Annotated in this window: 19 protein-coding genes and 5 tRNA genes; 16 read left to right on the top strand and 8 right to left on the bottom strand. The window is 62.1% G+C overall.

Going from position 1 to position 18,600, the window contains the following annotated elements; translation table 11 throughout:
* Positions 1-152: 152 nt before the first annotated feature.
* Together HMPREF3048_RS06585 and HMPREF3048_RS06580 are read right to left on the bottom strand one after the other, a co-directional pair.
* On the bottom strand, positions 153-350 hold the full coding sequence (locus tag HMPREF3048_RS06585) for a DUF3073 domain-containing protein (RefSeq protein ID WP_070423032.1): 198 nt from the start codon (positions 348-350) through the stop codon (positions 153-155).
* A gap of 129 nt (positions 351-479) precedes the next feature.
* Positions 480-1,538, bottom strand: coding sequence for a CAF17-like 4Fe-4S cluster assembly/insertion protein YgfZ (locus tag HMPREF3048_RS06580; protein WP_070771628.1), 1,059 nt, complete (start codon positions 1,536-1,538; stop codon positions 480-482).
* A gap of 23 nt (positions 1,539-1,561) precedes the next feature.
* On the opposite strand from HMPREF3048_RS06580, the gene HMPREF3048_RS06575 reads away from it, so the two are divergent.
* Complete coding sequence (locus HMPREF3048_RS06575) at positions 1,562-2,458, top strand: aminodeoxychorismate lyase (RefSeq protein ID WP_070771625.1); 897 nt, start codon at positions 1,562-1,564, stop codon at positions 2,456-2,458.
* Positions 2,459-2,464: 6 nt separating this feature from the next.
* Here HMPREF3048_RS06575 and HMPREF3048_RS06570 read toward each other — a convergent pair whose 3' ends face one another.
* The gene (locus HMPREF3048_RS06570) at positions 2,465-3,130 is read right to left on the bottom strand and encodes a heme-binding beta-barrel domain-containing protein (RefSeq protein WP_070482164.1); all 666 of its coding nucleotides are present in this window, start codon (positions 3,128-3,130) and stop codon (positions 2,465-2,467) included.
* A complete protein-coding gene (locus tag HMPREF3048_RS06565) occupies positions 3,123-3,848 on the bottom strand; it encodes an LmeA family phospholipid-binding protein (protein ID WP_070771622.1) in 726 nt (241 codons plus the stop codon). The genes HMPREF3048_RS06570 and HMPREF3048_RS06565 overlap by 8 nt, the downstream gene beginning before the upstream one ends.
* 31 nt (positions 3,849-3,879) lie before the next feature.
* On the opposite strand from HMPREF3048_RS06565, the gene mshD reads away from it, so the two are divergent.
* The 5 genes from mshD to pstB all read left to right on the top strand — a co-directional run bounded on the left by mshD (position 3,880) and on the right by pstB (position 8,874).
* Positions 3,880-4,761 carry a mycothiol synthase gene (mshD, locus tag HMPREF3048_RS06560; protein ID WP_070771619.1) on the top strand — a complete coding sequence of 294 codons (882 nt, stop codon included), beginning with the start codon at positions 3,880-3,882 and terminating at the stop codon, positions 4,759-4,761.
* Between the two features lie 160 nt (positions 4,762-4,921).
* Positions 4,922-6,040 (top strand): phosphate ABC transporter substrate-binding protein PstS, encoded by a 1,119-nt coding sequence (gene pstS / locus HMPREF3048_RS06555; RefSeq protein WP_070771617.1) that lies wholly within the window; start codon positions 4,922-4,924, stop codon positions 6,038-6,040.
* A gap of 101 nt (positions 6,041-6,141) precedes the next feature.
* Entirely contained in the window at positions 6,142-7,125 is a 984-nt protein-coding gene (gene pstC, locus HMPREF3048_RS06550) for a phosphate ABC transporter permease subunit PstC (protein WP_083316789.1), read from the top strand.
* Between the two features lie 15 nt (positions 7,126-7,140).
* Complete coding sequence (gene pstA, locus HMPREF3048_RS06545; protein WP_070771615.1) at positions 7,141-8,061, top strand: phosphate ABC transporter permease PstA; 921 nt, start codon at positions 7,141-7,143, stop codon at positions 8,059-8,061.
* A 36-nt stretch (positions 8,062-8,097) separates the two neighbouring features.
* The gene (gene pstB / locus HMPREF3048_RS06540) at positions 8,098-8,874 is read left to right on the top strand and encodes a phosphate ABC transporter ATP-binding protein PstB (protein WP_070423041.1); all 777 of its coding nucleotides are present in this window, start codon (positions 8,098-8,100) and stop codon (positions 8,872-8,874) included.
* Here pstB and HMPREF3048_RS06535 read toward each other — a convergent pair.
* Complete coding sequence (locus HMPREF3048_RS06535; RefSeq protein WP_070614156.1) at positions 8,871-9,596, bottom strand: phosphate signaling complex PhoU family protein; 726 nt, start codon at positions 9,594-9,596, stop codon at positions 8,871-8,873. The genes pstB and HMPREF3048_RS06535 overlap by 4 nt on opposite strands.
* Positions 9,597-9,623: 27 nt before the next feature.
* Positions 9,624-10,784 carry a tRNA dihydrouridine synthase DusB gene (gene dusB / locus HMPREF3048_RS06530; protein WP_070771613.1) on the bottom strand — a complete coding sequence of 387 codons (1,161 nt, stop codon included), beginning with the start codon at positions 10,782-10,784 and terminating at the stop codon, positions 9,624-9,626.
* Between the two features lie 190 nt (positions 10,785-10,974).
* Between dusB and HMPREF3048_RS06525 the strand changes: the two genes are divergently transcribed.
* The 8 genes from HMPREF3048_RS06525 (at position 10,975) to HMPREF3048_RS06490 (ending at position 14,463) form a co-directional block, all read left to right on the top strand.
* Positions 10,975-12,483 (top strand): acetyl-CoA hydrolase/transferase family protein, encoded by a 1,509-nt coding sequence (locus HMPREF3048_RS06525; protein ID WP_070423043.1) that lies wholly within the window; start codon positions 10,975-10,977, stop codon positions 12,481-12,483.
* Positions 12,484-12,553: 70 nt separating this feature from the next.
* A tRNA-Lys gene (locus HMPREF3048_RS06520) sits at positions 12,554-12,626 on the top strand.
* Positions 12,627-12,733: 107 nt separating this feature from the next.
* The gene (gene zupT / locus HMPREF3048_RS06515; RefSeq protein ID WP_070771610.1) at positions 12,734-13,540 is read left to right on the top strand and encodes a zinc transporter ZupT; all 807 of its coding nucleotides are present in this window, start codon (positions 12,734-12,736) and stop codon (positions 13,538-13,540) included.
* Positions 13,541-13,598: 58 nt separating this feature from the next.
* A tRNA-Glu gene (locus HMPREF3048_RS06510) sits at positions 13,599-13,671 on the top strand.
* Position 13,672: 1 nt separating this feature from the next.
* Positions 13,673-13,749: transfer RNA gene (locus tag HMPREF3048_RS06505), tRNA-Asp, on the top strand.
* Positions 13,750-13,939: 190 nt separating this feature from the next.
* Positions 13,940-14,013: transfer RNA gene (locus tag HMPREF3048_RS06500), tRNA-Asp, on the top strand.
* 17 nt (positions 14,014-14,030) lie between these two features.
* Positions 14,031-14,103 (top strand) — tRNA-Phe (locus HMPREF3048_RS06495).
* 60 nt (positions 14,104-14,163) lie between these two features.
* Positions 14,164-14,463, top strand: a complete 300-nt coding sequence (locus HMPREF3048_RS06490; RefSeq protein ID WP_070423045.1) for a GNAT family N-acetyltransferase — start codon at positions 14,164-14,166, stop codon at positions 14,461-14,463.
* Here HMPREF3048_RS06490 and epsC read toward each other — a convergent pair.
* Complete coding sequence (gene epsC, locus HMPREF3048_RS06485; RefSeq protein WP_070423046.1) at positions 14,460-15,050, bottom strand: serine O-acetyltransferase EpsC; 591 nt, start codon at positions 15,048-15,050, stop codon at positions 14,460-14,462. The two genes, HMPREF3048_RS06490 and epsC, sit on opposite strands and share 4 nt — an antisense overlap.
* 110 nt (positions 15,051-15,160) lie before the next feature.
* Positions 15,161-16,096: a cysteine synthase A gene (cysK, locus tag HMPREF3048_RS06480; protein ID WP_070771608.1), complete on the bottom strand. Its 936-nt coding sequence runs from the start codon at positions 16,094-16,096 to the stop codon at positions 15,161-15,163.
* A gap of 280 nt (positions 16,097-16,376) precedes the next feature.
* Here cysK and ramA point away from each other — a divergent pair, with 280 nt between their 5' ends.
* Both ramA and murA read left to right on the top strand, forming a co-directional pair.
* Positions 16,377-17,222 carry an acetate metabolism transcriptional regulator RamA gene (gene ramA / locus HMPREF3048_RS06475; protein WP_070482170.1) on the top strand — a complete coding sequence of 282 codons (846 nt, stop codon included), beginning with the start codon at positions 16,377-16,379 and terminating at the stop codon, positions 17,220-17,222.
* Positions 17,223-17,269: 47 nt separating this feature from the next.
* Positions 17,270-18,526 (top strand): UDP-N-acetylglucosamine 1-carboxyvinyltransferase, encoded by a 1,257-nt coding sequence (murA, locus tag HMPREF3048_RS06470; protein WP_070423050.1) that lies wholly within the window; start codon positions 17,270-17,272, stop codon positions 18,524-18,526.
* The last annotated feature ends 74 nt before the right edge of the window (positions 18,527-18,600 follow it).

The following is an 18,600-nucleotide window of genomic DNA, read 5'->3' as shown; positions in this document are numbered from 1 at the left end:
CAATACGGAGCTCATCGTCTGGTTCCACAAACACCGAGCTAGACGACCAGCGGAAAACAGCAGGCCAGGACCGTCGAGCAGAAGCGCAGAAGGCCCCAGGCAACGCAAAAGCACCCCGCACGAGCGGGGTGCACTTTTACGTGAAGGGTGGACTAGCGGTCGTCGTCCTCATCCCAGTTGGCGTAGTCGGCGTACTGGTCGTCCACCTCGGAGTCGTCGTCATCCCACCTGCGGCCCGGGGTCTTCCCTGCAAGCTCGCGTTGGAGCGAGGCGAGATCCATTTCAGGAGTGTTGTACTTCAGCTGGCGAGCAACCTTGGTCTGCTTGGCTTTTGCGCGTCCGCGGCCCATGGCGTGACCCCCTTGAGGTGGTTCTGGGCGGCCCATGTGTGGGCGGCCTCTTATGATTCTTCGTTATTTTCCTGTAGGACACTATAGCTTGAGTATCTTAAAAATGCCCCTTAGGTGTCCCACCTGCGGTTATTTTGGCGTCATGCCGCCACGACGAAGCTGATCAACAGCTTTGCGGCCCGCACGTTCACCCTCATCTTGTGGCAACGAGGAGGGGTCGACGGAGGCTGCAGCGCCCTGGATTTCCAGGGGAACCTCCAACGCGGAACGCTTCACTAGGGCGAGAGCCACCGGGCCTTCGTCGGCATCGTGTACGACGGTGCCGAGTCGGCCGACGTTTCGTCCGCCGGCGGTGATCTCCGCACCGGGCACTGGTTCTTCAGGGGCGGAGCCATCGAGCTGGAGTTTGACCAGCAGGCGCGGGGATCGGCCGAGGTTTTCCACTCGGGCAACGGTTTCCTGCCCGCGGTAACACCCCTTTTCCAGGTGAACCGCGCCAATGTGGTCGCCGCGGTTGATCAGGTAGGGGGCTTCGTGGGGGATGGAGCGCTCGTCGAGGTCGGCGCGCTGCTCCGGTTCGCCGGCGGCGACGCGCAGGGCGGTAAACGCCATCAGACCGGCCAGTGGAAACTGTTCGGCGATCGCGTTGAGTTGCTCGCGGGGGATAGCGACGTCAGTGCGGCATACCCCACCCCAGCCATCAATTACGCGGGTGAACACGGCGCCCTCAACCCGCGCAGGGGAGGGGCCGAGCAGCGTGACCACAGCAAGGTCGGTTTGCTCCACGGTCACCTCGGACCAGAACACCATGCGCTGCAGGTAGGTCAGCAGGCTTTCTGCCTGGTAGGAGGGGGTGTCCAGGTAAAACACGCCATCGGTTACGGCGATATCGGCGTGGTGCAGGATGCGCCCCTGTGCGTTGAGGTCGAGGGCGGAGGCGGTGAACCCGGAGGTGGCGTCGTCAAGCTTTTGCGATAGCAGGTTGTTGAGGAACCCCGGCGCATCAGGGCCGGACACCGCAATGACGGCGCGGTTGGAGCGGTCGACGGCGACGGTATCTCTGGTGGCCTTGCGTTGTTCCCCCAGCGGATCGCCGTAGTGCCAGGCGACGCCGGTGGCGTCGAGAAGCGAATCGCCCGGAAGCTCCGCAGCACCCGGCTTGGCCAAAAGAACCGATGCGTAACCCATGGGCGCCTATCATAGGGGGCATTATGTCTATTGCACCGCTCGCGCCTGCGCCCGTGATCTACCTCGTCGAACCGTACGGCGGGTCCGTACGCCGCCAAAACACCAACATGCCCCACGTGTTCTGGGACGATGCGGTGGTCACGCGCGGCGATGGGATCTTTGAAAGCATCCTCATTCGAGATGGCAAACCGCTCAACCTGGAGAAGCATCTCGAGCGCTTCGCCCGGTCGGCGGAACTGATGGATCTGCCGGAGCCGGGCGCGGCCCACTGGGAGCGCGCCACCGAGGAGGCGGTCGCCGATTATTGCCGTGAGCGCGGCGGCACCGAAGGCGTGGATGCGAAGTGCGTATGGACGCTCTCACGCGGCCGTGAAACCACCGGCGTTGCAACTGCTTGGCTGACCATACGCCCGCTTGACGACGACACCCTGGCACAACGCGAACGCGGCGTGTCCGTACTCACTACCCCGCGCGGCTACACCGTCACGGGCGATGCGCCGTGGATGCGCGAAGGTGCGAAAACGCTCAACTATGCGGCGTCGATGGCGGCGCTGCGTTGGGCGAAAGCCGGAGGCGCGGACGATGTCATCTACATCGATCCCGACACCGGACGCGTGCTCGAGGGGGTGACCTCGTCGGTGGTCATGGTGAAGAAGGGCGGGCGGTTGCGCACACCGGCACCGGGGCCGGGCGTGCTGGCCGGCACCACCCAAGCCGCCCTGTTTGAATACGCCGCCGAGCAGGGGTGGAAGTGCAAGGCGAAGGACATCTACCTCAACGAACTGTTCAAGGCGGAGTCGGTGTGGCTGGTGAGCTCGACGCGCATCGCCACCCGGGTCAAGCGCCTGGACGGCAAAAAGCTCCCCGCTCCCGACAATGAAGCCGAGATCAAGGAGCTGATTTCCGCGGCGCTGAGCTAACCGGCGCTAGCCCGCGATGCGCTTCAACTCTGCGGACATGTACGGCACCATCTCGCCGTTGACGGCGCGCTCGTCAACCCAGCCGAGGTTGTTGTTCGGCATCAGGCCGTAGAGGCGCTTGCCCGGGCCGTGAGACTCAGGGCCGGTCTCCGTTGCGATGGTGGAGGCGCTGGTGAGCTGCCATGCACGCTCGTTGACAGGCGCGCCGTACATGATCTCAACCAAACCGCGGGAGTTGGTCAGGGTCACCTCGATTTCGTCCTTGAGAGAGATGCGCCAGAAGCCGACCTCGCGCTGGTCGGCGCCGGTGGCGTTGCCGTCCTCGTCGAGACGCCACATGCGCGACTCGAAGCGGAGGTAATTCTCACCGTCGTGGGAGACAACAAGGCGCTGGCCGAAGGCGTACTCATCGCCGTTGTCGTTGGCCTGGCCGGAGCCGGTCCACACGCCAACCAGCGGCAGGAGTGCGAGCAGGCCGTCGTGCAGGCTCGGGCCGAAGCGCAGGTTTGCGGTGTCGTCCTCGAGCGGGAAATCCTCAAAGTCGAACGTCGGGATATTGCGGTGCGCGGTCGACTTGGACTGCTCGGACGCAAGGTTGACGGCGTCGTTGCCGCTTAAGGTGGCCGGTTTCGGCGTGTTCTCGGTGTTTTCTACGTTCTTTTCTTCACTCATGGTGTCCAAGGGTAGCTGCTTGTCCCATGGGGTTGAGGTCCGCCGGGTCAAATGCGGTGTTGATGCGGTCGCGCGAGAACTCAATCGAACCGCCGCGCAACTGCACTCGGTCCGCTGGCCCGTCCAACGGCAGGGTGCGGGTGTCTAGATCGAGGGTGAACGCGGCCTGGGTTTCGGGGGAGGTGTCGTCGATAAGTTTGCTGGGGCGCATCTGGAAGATGCCGTCGATCAGACGCAGCGTAACCACGACCGTCACCGGGTCTTCTGTACCCGGAACCGTGCCGGTGAGCCGGGCCTCGCTTGCGGCCCCGCCTGCGGGGGAGATGTCGTATGGGTTCGCGATGTCCAGGTCCGTGATGCCGAGCAGGGTGCCGAACCCGACGCCGTCGAGGCGCACCCGGCGGCGCACAAGGCGTGCGGTGCCCGATTCGAACTCGCCCGAAAGCGCTTCGCGTGGGTTGTCGAGGGCGAGGTCGAACACGTCTACGCCGGTCGTCGCTACGCCTGGCCCATCGACGGCGGCATCGAGGTGTTCCACGCTCACACGTGAGACGTTGCCGGTGAGCAGCGACGCCGTGTACGGGAAACCACCCACGGACGCCTGGATGCCGGGTTGGGCGACGGTGCGTTCCACGTTCGCGGCCACGACCGTGTCAGCGCCAGCCAACACAGCCAGCGCCGCCGCCACGGCGACAGCCGCTTTCACACGTGCCCGCATCGTTTCCGCCCTCCGACGTACCCTCTAAGACATGACTGTCGACATCGTAAGCGCCACCCTGCCGGAAACCCTCGTCCGCCCCATTCTGGATGCCGCCCAATCCGAAGACGGCGTCGCCGCGTTCTCCGAGGCGTTCGAGCGCGGGCTTTTCGACGACACCCTCAACCACACCCACCTCATCGCCAAAACCGGCGATAAGACCGTTGCGGTTGCCGGCATCGCTGAAGACGGCTCCACCGAACTGGCCGTCCACCCAGAGCACCGCCGCCACGGCTACGGCCGCGCGCTGGTCCAGAGAGTGCTGGAGCGCAACGCCGACGCTGGCTTCTGGGCCCATGGTGACCTGCCCGCAGCACAGGCTCTGGCACGCGACCTCGGGATGGAGCCAGTGCGAGAACTGCTGGTCATGGGGACTGCGCTGGATGCTGACATGAAGGCGGAAGTGCGCAAGGGTTACGAGCTCGTGCAGTACCCGGAGTTGGTGTCGCGGTGGGGGCGTGAGGTCGTCGATAAGCAGTGGCTCGAGGTGAACAACGACGCGTTCTCCTGGCACCCCGAACAAGGCGGCTGGGACATCGCGCAGCTGCACCGGGCGATGGACACCGACTGGTTCGACGCCGACGGCGTGTGGTTCCTGGTCGCCGGCGATGAGATTGCGGGCTTCCACTGGACCAAACGACACCCGGATGGCACCGGCGAAATCTATGTCGTCGGCCTCTCCTCGAAGCACCGGGGGGAGGGAATGGGGGGACCGCTGATTCAGGCCGGACTGAACTACCTCGCGGAGTGCGGATCCTCGCAGGTCATCCTCTATGTCGAAGGCGACAACGAGCCGGCGGTAAAGCGATACCGCCAGCTCGGCTTCGCTACTCGCGAGCGCCACGTGGTCTACAAACCGACCTCCAAAAAATAGAGACTGACCTGCGGTGTTAGCCAGGATTTTACGAGTTCACCAATAGTTCACCCAATCAGCAACCAGGGATTAACCGGCGCTGTCTACGTTTTGTGTCGTAAGTGATCGGACATCTGCCTGGTGTTCCGGACCGAACAGTTAAATACCTGAAAGGTTCCCCGTGATTCGTAACTTCAAGCGCACCGCCGCAGTCATCGGCGTCGTAGCAGCCTCCTCCGCCACCCTCGTCGCTTGCGGCGGCTCCGACGACACCGAAGGTGCAGCAGGTACCGAAGCGGAATCCACCGCAACGGCCGAAAAGGGCGACTACGAGCTCTACGGCCAGCAGGGTGACATCCTCGCTGAGGGCGCATCCTCCCAGCAGAACGCCATCGACTACTTCGCCTCCGTCTACTCCGCAGAGGTTCCGGGCGCTTCCATCGCCTACACCCCGTCCGGCTCGGGCGCAGGCCAGAAGAACTTCATTGCCAACCAGGCTGTCTTCGCAGGTTCTGACTCGCCGCTGAAGGACGACCAGGTTGAGGCTGCTGCACAGCGATGTGGCGGCAACGAGGCTTGGCACCTGCCGTTCGTCATCGGCCCGGTTGCTATCGCCTACAACCTTGAGGGTGTCGACGAGCTCAACCTCACCGTGGACAACATCGTCGAGATCTTCCAGGGTGTCATCAAGACCTGGAACGACCCGAAGATCGCCGAGGCTAACCCGGGCGTTGAACTGCCGGACACCCCGATCAACGTCTTCTACCGCTCCGACGAGTCCGGCACCTCCGACAACTTCCAGAAGTTCCTCGCAGCTGCCTCCGACGGCAAGTGGGAGTCCTCCGGCAAGGCGTTCCCGAACGCAGTGGGCACCGGCGCCAACGGCTCCTCCGGTGTGGCACAGGAAGTCTCCGCTACCGAAGGTTCCATCACCTACGTCGAGGCCGGCTTTGCTGACAAGAAGGCCAACATCGACTTCGGCAACGGCCCGGTCGAGCTGACCAACGAGTCCGTGGCGAAGACCCTGGACAACCTGTCCTTCAAGACCGAGGGCCACAACATGGTCGTCGACGCTGACGCCCTGTTCTCCACCGACACCGCCGGCGCTTACCCGCTGGTGCTGACCACCTACGAGATCGTCTGCTCCGCCGGCTACGACGAGGCAACCTCCAAGATGGTCAAGGACTTCCTCAACATCGCCCTCGACCACCAGGATGCAGAGCTCGAGGCTGAGGGCTTCATCCCGGTCACCGGCGCACACGCTGAGCGTCTGCGCGAGGCGATCAACGCCATCCAGTAAGGCCAACTAGCGAACGACCCCCGACTGAACACAGTGACATCGGGGGTTGATTGCTGTAGACCACCCCTGTTTCTCTCCATTTATCTCAAGGATCCGAGCACATGGCTGACAATGACGTTGCGGTAGCGGAACGCACCGCACGGAACTCCGGACGCGTGAAGCGCCCCGGAGACCGGTTCTTCGAAATCTTCTCCACAGCATCTGCAACGCTGATCACCGTTCTCGTTGCTGCCATTGGTATCTTCCTGCTCGCGCAGGCGCTGCCGCCGCTGATGCGTAACGACGGCGGCGTGCTCGGCTTCTTCACCTACGGTGGCCCGTGGCAGACCGCAGACCTGGACGCGATGCAGTTCGGTATTCCGAACCTGTTCTTCTCCACGGTGACCATCTCCATCATCGCGCTGATCATCGCGATGCCGGTCGCCCTCGGTGTTGCACTGTTCTTGTCCAACTACTGCCCGCAGCGCCTCGTGCGCCCGCTGGGCACCCTGGTGGACATGCTCGCAGCCGTGCCGTCGATCGTTTACGGCCTGTGGGGCGCTCAGGTGCTTGGTCCGAAGTTGGGCAAGTTCTACGAGTGGGTCAACGGCTGGGGTGGCGATTTCTTCCTGTTCGCCACCTACCAAAACTCCCCGCCGTTCTCCACGGCCCGCAACGTCATGACCGGTGGCATCGTGCTCGCCATCATGATCCTTCCGATCATCGCGGCAACCGCCCGCGAGATCTTCGTACAGACCCCTCCGGGACAGATCGAGTCCGCACTTGCCCTCGGCGCAACGCGCTGGGAGGTCATCCGCATGACCGTCATCCCGTTCGGCCTGTCCGGCTTCATCGCCGGCTCCATGCTCGGCCTTGGCCGTGCGCTGGGCGAGACCATGGCGCTGTACATGGCGGTTGCGCCGGCGAACGATTTCCGCGGTTCGCTTTTCGACGGCGGCACCACCTTCGCAACCGCCATCGCCAACGCCGCAGCCGAGTTCAACAACCCGGTCTCCGCCGGCGCCTACATCGCAGCAGGTCTGGTGCTGTTCCTGCTGACCTTCGTCGTCAACTCGATCGCGCGTGCGATCGTCAACAAGAAATAAGGAGCGGAGCGAAACATGTCTACTGCAGTATCCAAACCGGCTGAGACAGCCCGCCCCGAAAACCCATTCATCGACATTGCCGCAGGCCGCAAAACCACAAACTCCATCATGGGTGGACTCATGTGGTTCTGCATGTTCCTCGCCCTCGTCCCGCTGCTGTGGCTGCTGTTTACCGTGGTGTCCCGCGGCTGGCACGTCATCGTGGATCCGGCGTGGTGGACCTCCGACATGGTCGGTGTCCGCGCGTCCAAGGAGGGCGGCGGTGCGCTGCACGCGATCATCGGTACGCTCATGCAAACTCTGATCGCGTCGCTGATCTCCATCCCGATCGGTGTATTCACCGCGATCTACCTGGTTGAATACTCCAACGGAAACCGCCTGGGCAGGCTCACCACCTTCATGGTGGACATCCTTTCCGGTGTGCCGTCGATTGTTGCAGCACTGTTCGTCTACGCCCTGTGGATCACCATCCTGGGCCAGCAGCGCTCCGGTTTCGCTGTCTCCCTCGCACTGATCCTGCTCATGGTGCCGGTCGTTGTGCGTAACACCGAAGAGATGCTGCGCGTTGTGCCGATGGACCTGCGCGAAGCTTCCTACGCACTTGGTGTGCCGAAGTGGAAGACCATCGTGCGCATCGTGCTGCCGACCGCACTGTCCGGCATTGTCACCGGCATCATGCTGGCAATCGCCCGCGTGATGGGCGAATCCGCGCCGGTACTCATCCTCGTCGGCTCCACCCCGGCAATTAACTGGTTTGACATGTTTGACAAACCACAGTCCTCGCTGCCGCTGTTCATGCTGGACATGTGGAAGTCCGGCGCCACCGGCCCAGCCAACGACCGACTCTGGGGCGCAGCACTGACGCTTGTCATCCTCGTTGTCACGTTGAATCTGCTCGCACGCTTCATCGCGAAGCGCTTCTCGGTCAAGAAGTAACCACCCGCCCGCGTCCCCAGTCAGGAGAACTCACAGATGTCCACCAAGCTCGAACTCAACGACGTCAACATCTACTACGGCGACTTCCACGCCGTGCAGAACGTCAACATGGAAATCCCCGCCAAGTCGGTCACCGCATTCATCGGCCCGTCCGGCTGCGGTAAGTCCACCGTGCTGCGCACGATCAACCGCATGCACGAAGTCATCCCCGGCGCCTCCGTCAAGGGCGAGATTCTTCTCGATGGCCACGACATCTACGGCAAGAACGTCGACCCGGTCGCCGTGCGCAACACCATCGGCATGGTGTTCCAGAAGGCAAACCCGTTTCCGACGATGTCCATCGAAGACAACGTCGTCGCCGGCCTGCGCCTGGCAGGGGAGAAGGACAAGAAGAAGCTCAAGGAAGTCGCGGAGCAGTCCCTGCGCGGCGCGAACCTGTGGGACGAAGTGAAAGACCGTTTGGACAAGCCGGGTGGCGGCCTCTCCGGTGGTCAGCAGCAGCGCCTGTGCATCGCTCGTGCGATCGCGGTGCGTCCTGAGGTGCTGCTTATGGACGAGCCCTGCTCGGCCCTCGACCCCATCTCCACCCTTGCAGTGGAGGATCTCATCCACGAGCTGAAGGACCAGTACACGATTGTCATCGTGACCCACAACATGCAGCAGGCAGCCCGCGTGTCCGACAAGACCGCGTTCTTCTCGCTCGAAGCCACCGGCCGCCCAGGCCACCTGGTGGAGTTCAACGACACCACCACCATCTTCGAAAACCCGGAGCAGAAGGAAACCGAAGACTACATCTCCGGCCGCTTCGGCTAAGGCTTGCGGAACTTGCGCTCGATGGTGGCGAACTTCTCCAGATTCTCGTAATCAGGTTCGTCCCGCTGGCGCAAGTACGCCTCAGGCCTCAGGCCGGTGACCAGAAACACCATCTGGCCGGCAATATCTACGCAGCGGTCTGCGTAGCGCTCGTAGTAGCGCGAAATCATCGACAGGTCTACGGCCTCGCGAGTGGAGTATTCCCACTCCCGGTCGGAGACCAACGTGCTTAAGAACGCGCGCATGTCGTCGACGCCCTCGTCGATAGTGTGCAGCTCAACTGCCACATCCGGATCCGGATCATCCAACAATGCTCGGGTGGTGGCACCCATCGCAGCCACCAACCGGGTCATTTCCTCGACGTAGCCGTGCAGCGGCGGCGGATACACCGACGCGGGGTGGCGCTGGCGCACCAGGACAGCAATGTTGCGGGCGAGCGAACCCATGCGTTCGAAATATTCCACTAGGTGGATCGCAGCCAGCACCTGACGCAGGTCAGTCGCCACAGGGTTCTGCAGTGCGAGCAAGCGCATGCTTCGCTCCTCACACCGTTCGCCGATTTCTTTGAGTTCGTCGATCAGGGTCAGGGCCGTTTCGGCGTCATCGAGTGACTGCTCAAGAAGGCCCTTCGACGCGTGCTCCATGATGGTGCGCACCGTGTCGCACATGGTCATGAGGTCCTGGTTGAAGGCCTCCAGAGTCTCTCGGTAGGCGGCTCTCAGCATGCGTTTCATGCTACGCGCTCGCAGTTAGCCACCGTTATTCTCAATTTCTGCGCCCTCAGGGACGGTGTCGTCCTCTGGATCGTCCAACCAGCCCTCCGGCAAGGCGATCTTGCCGGCTGAACCTTGGCGGCCGCGCGCGTCGTCTGCGTGTTCTGCCATCTCCTCAGAATCCGCGATGGGGGCGAGGCGCTCCTTCAACCCCGCAAGAGACGTCACTTGGGCGAGCGACTTGCGGAACTCGCCGCCAACCGGGAAACCTCGCATGTACCAGCCGGTGTGCTTGCGGATGTCGCGGCACGCGTGGTGCTCACCGTCGTGCTCTGCCAACAGCTCTGCGTGGCGGTAGATGATGCTGGCTACCTTGCCCAGGGTCGGCTCCGGCGGGATCTCCTCGCCGCGCAACTGCGCGCCCAGTTGCGCGAACAGCCACGGGCGCCCAAGGCAGCCGCGGCCGACCTCCACGCCGTGGCAGCCGGTTTGCTCCATCATTTTCGCCGCATCGTCGGCGGCGAAGATGTCACCGTTGCCAATCACGGGCACACCGGTACCGTCCATGTGCTCCACAAGGCGGCCGATTTCGTCCCAGTGCGCCGCGCCCGAGTAACGCTCCGCACCAGTGCGGGCGTGCAGGGCAACGGCGGCGGCACCCGATTCGGCAGCAATGCGTCCGGCATCCAGGTGCGTGTGGTGGTCTGCGTCAATGCCGATGCGGAACTTCACCGTAATTGGAATGCCGGAGCCTTCCGCAGCGCGCACCGCGGCGCTGACGATGTTGCCGTACAGACGCCGCTTGTATGGGATCGCACAGCCTCCGCCCTTGCGCGTGACCTTCGGCACTGGGCAGCCGAAGTTCATATCCACGTGATCGGCGATATCTTCCTCGACGATCATCCGCACAGCTTCATACGTGAACTTGGGGTCCACCGTGTACAGCTGCATCGACCGCGGCGTTTCCACATCCGCGAAGGTGGTCATGTGCATCGTCTTCTCGTTGCGAGCCACCATCGCACGCGCTGTGATCATTTCGCAGACGTACAGCCCCGAGGATGTGCCGGTGAGTTCCTCCTCGATCTCCCGGCACAGTACACGAAACGGCATGTTGGTCACCCCGGCCATCGGCGCGAGGATGACGGGGGAGTTCAGATCGATGCCGCCGATAGTTAAGGCGGGGGCTGCGGTAGTCATAGTTCTGCCTATTGTTCACGCCCGTTGTCGCCCCGTCCAATCGTGGTTGCTACGCCCGTTCGGGGGTGATTTGGGCGTCGATAAGCATTTGCTTTGCGACGAGACCACACACCCTCATGGCAATGAGTGATGGGTCACAATATGGTGGGGGTGTTACCTGAACGGATTTAACAGGATTGAGGGAGATCACATGAGCGATCGTATTGCTTCCGCCAAGTTGCGTGACAAGGTCATGACCGCCGAAGAGGCCGTCCAGTTTGTCAACCACGGCGACAAGGTTGGTACTTCCGGCTTCACCGGTGCGGGCTACCCGAAGGCCATGCCGGCCGCAATTGCAGAGAAGGCAAAGGCCGCCCATGCGAAGGGGCAGGACTTCTCCATCGACTTGTACACCGGCGCCTCCACGGCACCGGAGTGCGACGGCGTCCTCGCTGAGGCAGGCGCGCTGCGTTACCGCATGCCGTACCAGTCTGACCCGACCATGCGTAACAAGATCAACGCTGGCGAGATGAAGTTCCAGGACATTCACCTGTCCCACTCCGGCATGATGGTCGAGCAGGGCTTCTTCGGTGACGTTGACCTCGCCATCGTCGAGGCAGTGCGCATCACCGAAGAGGGCAACATCGTCCCGTCTTCCTCTGTTGGTAACTCCGTGGAGTTCCTCAACGCAGCCAAGAAGATCATCATCGAGGTCAACTCCTGGCAGTCCGAGGAGCTCGAGGGCATGCACGACATCTGGCTCGTGCCGCCGCTGCCGAACCGTATCCCGATCCCGATCACCAAGGCCGGCGACCGTATCGGCAAGACCTACATCGAGATCGACCCGGAGAAGGTCGTCGCAGTCATCGAGACCAACGACGCTGACCGCAATGCACCGTTCAAGGCACCGGACGAGGTCTCCGAGCAGATCGCAGGCAACTTCCTCGACTTCCTGGAGAACGAAGTCAAGGCCGGCCGCCTCACCTACGACGGCTACGTTATGCAGTCCGGCGTGGGCAACGTCCCGAACGCCGTGATGGCAGGCCTGATGGACTCCAAGTTTGAGAACATCCAGGCCTACACCGAGGTCATCCAGGACGGCATGGTCGACCTGATTGACGCCGGCAAGATGACCGTCGCCTCCGCAACCTCCTTCTCCCTGTCGCCCGAGTACGCAGAGAAGATGAACAACGAGGCATCCCGCTACCGCGAGTCCATCATCCTGCGCCCGCAGTCCATCTCCAACCACCCGGAGGTCATCCGCCGCACCGGCCTGATCGCCTCCAACGGCATGATCGAGGCGGACATCTACGGCAACGCCAACTCCACCCACATCAACGGCTCCCGCCTGATGAACGCCCTGGGCGGCTCTGGCGACTTCACCCGCAACGCCTACATTTCCTCGTTCATCTCCCCGTCCGTGGCCAAGGATGGCGCCATCTCCGCAATCGTGCCGATGGTTTCCCACGTCGACCACACCGAGCACGACGCCATGGTCTTCATCACCGAGTACGGTGTCGCCGACCTGCGTGGCCTCGCCCCGCGTGATCGTGTGGCAAAGATGATCTCCATCGCCCACCCGCAGTACCGTCCGCTGCTGGAGGAGTACGTCGAGCTCGCCGCGAAGTGCAAGTACCAGGCAACCCCGCACGACCTGCGCCACGCCTTCGACTTCCACACCCGCATCCAGGAGACTGGCACCATGCTGAAGGAGAACTAAAACCTCCTTCCGGCGCGCGTGCAGGGCGATTACCGCACGCGCGCACATGGGGGCTACACTTAGCCCCCGCGGGCCTTTAGCTCAGTTGGTAGAGCTACGGACTTTTAATCCGCAGGTCGTGGGTTCGATCCCCACAGGGCCCACCGTGAGCCCCGGCTAACGCCGGGGCTTTTCGCGTTCTTGGGCCCCCTTCTGTGCCGGGTTGATGGGTTTGCGAGTGCCACAAAGCGGAACCAGCTAACCTGCGCGTATGGATATCAGTACCGCCACGCCCACAGCCGTCGGCATCACCTTGGGGATCTCGTTGTTGGCCGGGCTATCCACTGGCTTCGGCGGGCTGATCGTCGCCCTGAAACGTGCTCCGGGCGCGGGTTTTCTCGCTGGGGCGCTTGGGTTCTCGGCCGGTGTGATGGTCTACATCTCGTTTGTCGAGCTGCTGCCTCAAGGAATCGAGGGGCTCGCTGAAGCAGGCAGCCCTCGTGCGGAACTCTGGGGCACCGTCGCCTTCTTCGCGGGAATCGGGCTGATCGCGCTTATCGACCGCCTCGTGCCCGAAGAGATCAACCCCCACGAAGAACCCTCGGAAAGTGGGGTCAGTAAAGCACAGTTACGCAACGTGGGTGTCCTCAGTGCCGTTGCCATTGCCATCCACAACTTCCCGGAAGGGTTTGCCACGTTTGCCGTAGCGCTCGCGGATCCAGCCCTTGCTATCCCTCTCGCGGTGGCGATTGCGATCCACAACATCCCGGAAGGCATCGCGGTCGCGGTTCCTCTGCGGGAGGCCACCGGATCCCGCCGCAAAGCCGCCTGGTGGGCCACCCTGTCGGGCCTAGCGGAGCCGTTGGGTGCCATCGTGGGGTATTTGCTTCTCCAGCCGTTCCTGGGGCCGCAGTCGCTCGGCATCACGTTCGCTGCAATCGCCGGCATCATGGTCTTCGTCAGCCTGGACAAACTGCTGCCCACAGCCATCCAAACCGGCAAACACCACACCGCAATTTACGGGATGATTGTCGGCATGATTGTGATGGCATTCAGTCTGCTCATTTTGCCGGGCTAGCAGGCTATTTGGAGGAAATGGCGTACCTAGCTTATGATGAGCGGGCTGTCTTTTCAGCGCCCCCATCGTCTAGAGGCCTAGGACTCCGCCCTTTCACGGCGGCAACACGGGTTCGAATCCCGTTGGGGGTACGGCCCTGTGGCGCAGTTGGTTAGCGCGCCGCCCTGTCACGGCGGAGGTCGCGGGTTCAAGTCCCGTCAGGGTCGCCATAACGCCCCGAGGTTTTCCTCGGGGCGTTTTGCTTTGCGACGATGCCGTGCACGCGATCGTCGCAAAGCAACGCCCTGAAATAGTGATTGAGCAGGCGATTTGTCTGCCATGGTGAGGTCTGTGTAATGTATCAACTCGTGCAAGCGACAGTGTGAACACACTGAAGTGAGTGCGAAATAACAACATATTGGCCCTGTGGCGCAGTTGGTTAGCGCGCCGCCCTGTCACGGCGGAGGTCGCGGGTTCAAGTCCCGTCAGGGTCGCAGAACCATTCGGTTCTGGCCAGATAGCTCAGTTGGTAGAGCACACGCCTGAAAAGTGTGGGGTCGCCAGTTCGATCCTGGCTCTGGCCACATCAGAAACGCCTCTTTCGCAATAATGCGGAAGGGGCGTTTCGCGCTATAGTCGGGCCCATGTCTGCAACACCTGAAAGCACTGTGCGCAAGAACGAGGCAGAAGGCCAGTACGAAATCCTCGTCGGCGACGAGGTCGCGGGCTACGCCACCTACACTGACCAAGACGGTGTCCGGGACCTGCCACACACCGTGGTGGATCCGAAGTTCCGCGGACAAGGCCTGTCCAAGCCTCTGATGAAATACGCGCTCGACGACGCCCGCGCCGACGGCATGCTGGTTACCCCCACCTGCCCGGCGGTTGAGCGCTACATCGAAAGCAACCCCGAATACGCCGACCTCGTCGCGGCCGAAGACTAAATGATGTAGTCGCCCTTGTTGACGTAGCAGTCCGGGTCCACCAAACGCGCCCGCTCATCCGTCTTCCGGGGGCGAATCTTCGCCGGAATCCCCACGGCAATCGAATGGGGCGGCACATCCTTCGTCACAACCGCATTCGCGCCGACAGCGGAACCCTCACCGATAACCACGGGGCCGAGCACCTTCGCGCCAGCGCCAATAGTGACGTTGTCGCACACCGTCGGGTGACGCTTCGTTTGCGTAAGCACCTGACCACCCAACGTCACGCCGTGGTAGAGCATGACGTTGTCACCGATCTCCGCGGTCTCCCCAATCACGATCCCCATACCGTGATCGATGAAAAACTTGCGCCCAATCGTCGCGCCCGGGTGAATCTCAATACCGGTAAGGAAACGATTGGCCTGCGCCAAAATACGTGCCGCGCCCTTCCAGCCGCGCTTCCACATGACGTGGCAGACACGGTGCATCCAAATGGCATGCAACCCGGAATAGACAACAGCGTTCTCAACATCGCCTCGCGCCGCAGGATCATGATCGCGGGCGTTGGCTAGATCTTCGCGGATGGTCGACACCACAGATTTGGCCATAGAAAGCATGGCGTGCAGTGTACCAACCTGTTCATTTGGGCCGACAATAAAAATTCCCCTCCCTGCCAGCGATGGTGTGGTGGCGGGGAGGGGAGTCGTCGATAAGCAGATTAGTCGCGAATGTCCTCGTAAAGGATCGTGGAGACATAGCGCTCGCCGAAGTCCGGGATGATCACAACGATGGTCTTGCCCGCGTTCTCTTCACGAGCAGCCAGCTCGAGAGCGGCCTTCACGTTCGCGCCGGCAGAGATGCCGCCGAGGATCGCATCCTTGACAGCCAGTTCGCGAGAAGTAGACACGGCATCCTCGTTGCTGACAGCGATGATCTCGTCGACAACCGTACGGTCCAGCGTGCCCGGTACAAAGTTTGCGCCGAGGCCCTGGATCTTGTGCGGGCCAGCCTCGCCCTTGGACAGCAGCGGGGAAGCAGCCGGCTCAACCGCGACGGCCTTCACATCAGCCTTCTGCTCCTTGAGGTACTTGCCAGCGCCCGAAATCGTGCCACCGGTACCAACGCCAGCGACGATGAAGTCAACCTCGCCGTCAGTGTCGTTCCAGATCTCCGGGCCGGTGGTGGCGTAGTGGATCTTCGGGTTTGCTTCGTTCTCAAACTGACGGGCCAGGATAGCGCCCTCGTTCTTCTCGACGAGCTCGTTCGCCTTCTCCACAGCACCCTTCATGCCAGCGGCACCCGGGGTAAGCACGATCTCCGCACCGTACGCGCGCAGCAGCACGCGACGCTCGGTGGACATCGTCTCCGGCATGGTCAGGATGACCTTGTAGCCCTTCGCTGCACCCGCGAGAGCGAGTGCGATACCGGTGTTGCCGGAGGTTGCCTCGACGATGGTGCCGCCAGGCTTCAGCTCGCAGGAGGCCTCGGCAGCCTCGACGATTGCCTTGCCGATGCGGTCCTTGACCGAGTTCGCAGGGTTATAAAACTCGAGCTTCGCAAGAACTCGAGCCTTCGAGTTCTCGGTGATGCCCTGCAGCTCCACGAGCGGGGTGCCGCCGATGAGGTCGAGGACGTTCTTTGCAATCTTCGCCATGATGCTCCTTTAAACACGTTGATTGTTGGAGTTGCTGCCAGACAGCATACACGCCACGCTAGACAGGACGGTATAGATCTACTGAACCGATAGGTACGGGGGAGGGTTTGAAATTGCGACTTGCCCGATTGGGCTCGACTTTCCTGTGGCTCCATATCGGCGGGGCTAAATTTTGCTACCCCCGTTCGCGCGTTATGATGGTGAAGATTTTCGGCCAAGTTCAACTCCGGGTGAGCCCAAACGGGTGACCCCGGTTCGTGGAAGGCAAACAGGTATGACGATGGACGCGCAGCGCATCAAAGACGACGACGATGCGATCCGTGCGGCACTCACCGCGTTGAAGACCACGACGGGCATCCCCGTCGCCATGTACGGAACACTCATCGCGGACAACCGACTGCAGATCACCCAGTGGATCGGACTGCGAACCCCTGCGCTGCAGAACCTCACGCTCGATGCCGGCACCGGTGTCGGTGGTCGTGTGGTGAACACTCGCCGCGCCGCGGGTGTTTCCGACTACACACGTGCAAACACGATTTCCCACGAGTACGACAAGCAGATCCAGGACGAAGGACTGCACTCGATCGTGGCTGTGCCCGTCATTGTTAACCGTGAGGTACGTGGCGTCCTCTACGTCGGTGTTCACTCGCCGGTTCGCCTCGGCGAAAAGGTCATTGAGGAAGTCACGATGACTGCGCGTTGCCTCGAGCAAGAACTGGCAGTCAATGCAGCCCTGCGCTCAGGCGACGGGGCTGGCGACCGTGCAGGCGCCAAGGGCGGCCGTCAGATGAGCGGTGCCGAATGGGAGCAGGTGCGCTCCACCCACTCGAAGCTGCGCATGTTGACCAATCGTGTCGACGACGAAGACCTGCGCAAGGAACTTGAGCAGCTTTGCGAGCAGCTGGTTTCCCCAGTGCGCGTGAAGCAGACCACGAAGCTCTCCGCCCGCGAGCTTGACGTGCTGTCCTGTGTGGCGCTGGGTCACACCAACGTTGAAGCGGCCGAAGAGATGGGGATCGGTGCTGAGACGGTGAAGTCCTACCTGCGAAGCGTGATGCGCAAGCTTGGTGCTCACACCCGCTATGAAGCGGTGAACGCGGCACGCCGTATTGGCGCGCTTCCCTAACCCTTGACGTTCTGGAGCGCCCCGCAGAGTTCGGTACTGTTGTGGACGTGAAAGAACGTTTTTTGGTCACAGGTGGAACGCGACTCGAAGGCCTAGTGCACGTCGGGGGTGCGAAAAACAGTGTCCTCAAACTTATGGCAGCAGCGCTGCTGACCGAGGGCACGACGACACTTCGCAACTGCCCTGAGATTCTCGACGTCCCGCTCATGGGCGACGTCCTCGTCGGCCTTGGTTGTGAAGTGGAGATTGAAGGCGATGTCGTACGCATCACAACACCCGCTGAACTGTCCCCACATGCCGACTTTGACGCGGTCCGACAGTTCCGCGCTTCTGTGGCGGTGCTGGGGCCTCTCGTCGCAAGGTGTACTGAGGCGTACGTTGCGCTCCCAGGGGGCGACGCCATCGGTTCGCGCCCTCTGGACATGCATCAATCAGGGTTGGAAAAGCTCGGTGCGACGACCCATATCGAACACGGCGCGGTTGTTGCACGTGCTGAGAAGCTCCGCGGCGCCGCAATCGAGCTCGACTTCCCGTCGGTCGGCGCTACCGAAAACATTGTCACGGCAGCAGTGCTTGCGGAAGGTCGTACGACCCTGGATAACGCCGCCCGTGAACCCGAGATCGTCGATCTTTGCGACATGCTCAACGCAATGGGCGCGAATATCACTGGCGCCGGCACATCCTGTATCACCGTCGACGGTGTGGAGAAACTACACCCCACTGAACGGACGGTGATCGGCGATCGCATCGTCGCTGGCACGTGGGCATATGCCGCGGCCATGACGCAGGGTGATGTCACCGTTACCGGCGTCGCGCCTGGTCACCTGCACCTCGCATTGGCCAAGTTGAAGCTCTCGGGTGCCGAGGTGGAGACCTACGACAACGGCTTCCGCGTGCAAATGCGTCAACGCCCGAAAGCCGTCGACTATCAGACGCTGCCGTTCCCGGGCTTCCCAACTGACCTCCAGCCGATGGCGATCGCCCTGTCTGCAGTGGCAGACGGCGTTTCCGTCATTACTGAGAATGTCTTCGAAGCACGCTTCCGCTTTGTCGACGAAATGATGCGCCTTGGTGCCGACGCCAACGTCGACGGCCATCACGTAATGATCCGAGGCGTGGAAAGCCTGTCATCAACCGACGTGTGGTCTTCGGACATCCGTGCAGGTGCCGGTCTAGTTTTGGCTGGTCTTGTGGCAGACGGCGTCACCACAGTTCACGATGTGCACCACATCGACCGCGGCTACCCGGAGTTTGTTGAGAACCTCAATAGGCTTGGCGCTCGTGTTGAGCGTGTTAACGACTAAGCATTTACCCGCAGTTACCTGCGGGTTTGTGTTTGTGTTGGGGTGTGTGTAACTTAATCCCAGTCAGCGAGACC

Source organism: Corynebacterium sp. HMSC075D04, from assembly GCF_001815635.1.
GTDB lineage: Bacteria > Actinomycetota > Actinomycetes > Mycobacteriales > Mycobacteriaceae > Corynebacterium > Corynebacterium coyleae.
Note: the sequence above shows the minus strand (reverse complement) of the source record. Positions and strands in the feature narration are given on the sequence as shown.

Coding starts and splice junctions, on each gene's coding strand:
- dusB (WP_070771613.1), bottom strand. CDS start 10,784: ATGACTACCGCAGCCCCCGCCTTAACTATCGGCGGCATCGATCTGAAC.
- HMPREF3048_RS06525 (WP_070423043.1), top strand. CDS start 10,975: ATGAGCGATCGTATTGCTTCCGCCAAGTTGCGTGACAAGGTCATGACC.
- HMPREF3048_RS06570 (WP_070482164.1), bottom strand. CDS start 3,130: ATGAGTGAAGAAAAGAACGTAGAAAACACCGAGAACACGCCGAAACCG.
- ramA (WP_070482170.1), top strand. CDS start 16,377: ATGGACGCGCAGCGCATCAAAGACGACGACGATGCGATCCGTGCGGCA.
- HMPREF3048_RS06565 (WP_070771622.1), bottom strand. CDS start 3,848: ATGCGGGCACGTGTGAAAGCGGCTGTCGCCGTGGCGGCGGCGCTGGCT.
- pstC (WP_083316789.1), top strand. CDS start 6,142: ATGGCTGACAATGACGTTGCGGTAGCGGAACGCACCGCACGGAACTCC.
- HMPREF3048_RS06575 (WP_070771625.1), top strand. CDS start 1,562: ATGTCTATTGCACCGCTCGCGCCTGCGCCCGTGATCTACCTCGTCGAA.
- mshD (WP_070771619.1), top strand. CDS start 3,880: ATGACTGTCGACATCGTAAGCGCCACCCTGCCGGAAACCCTCGTCCGC.
- HMPREF3048_RS06490 (WP_070423045.1), top strand. CDS start 14,164: ATGTCTGCAACACCTGAAAGCACTGTGCGCAAGAACGAGGCAGAAGGC.
- HMPREF3048_RS06580 (WP_070771628.1), bottom strand. CDS start 1,538: ATGGGTTACGCATCGGTTCTTTTGGCCAAGCCGGGTGCTGCGGAGCTT.
- zupT (WP_070771610.1), top strand. CDS start 12,734: ATGGATATCAGTACCGCCACGCCCACAGCCGTCGGCATCACCTTGGGG.
- cysK (WP_070771608.1), bottom strand. CDS start 16,096: ATGGCGAAGATTGCAAAGAACGTCCTCGACCTCATCGGCGGCACCCCG.
- epsC (WP_070423046.1), bottom strand. CDS start 15,050: ATGGCCAAATCTGTGGTGTCGACCATCCGCGAAGATCTAGCCAACGCC.
- HMPREF3048_RS06585 (WP_070423032.1), bottom strand. CDS start 350: ATGGGCCGCGGACGCGCAAAAGCCAAGCAGACCAAGGTTGCTCGCCAG.
- pstB (WP_070423041.1), top strand. CDS start 8,098: ATGTCCACCAAGCTCGAACTCAACGACGTCAACATCTACTACGGCGAC.
- pstA (WP_070771615.1), top strand. CDS start 7,141: ATGTCTACTGCAGTATCCAAACCGGCTGAGACAGCCCGCCCCGAAAAC.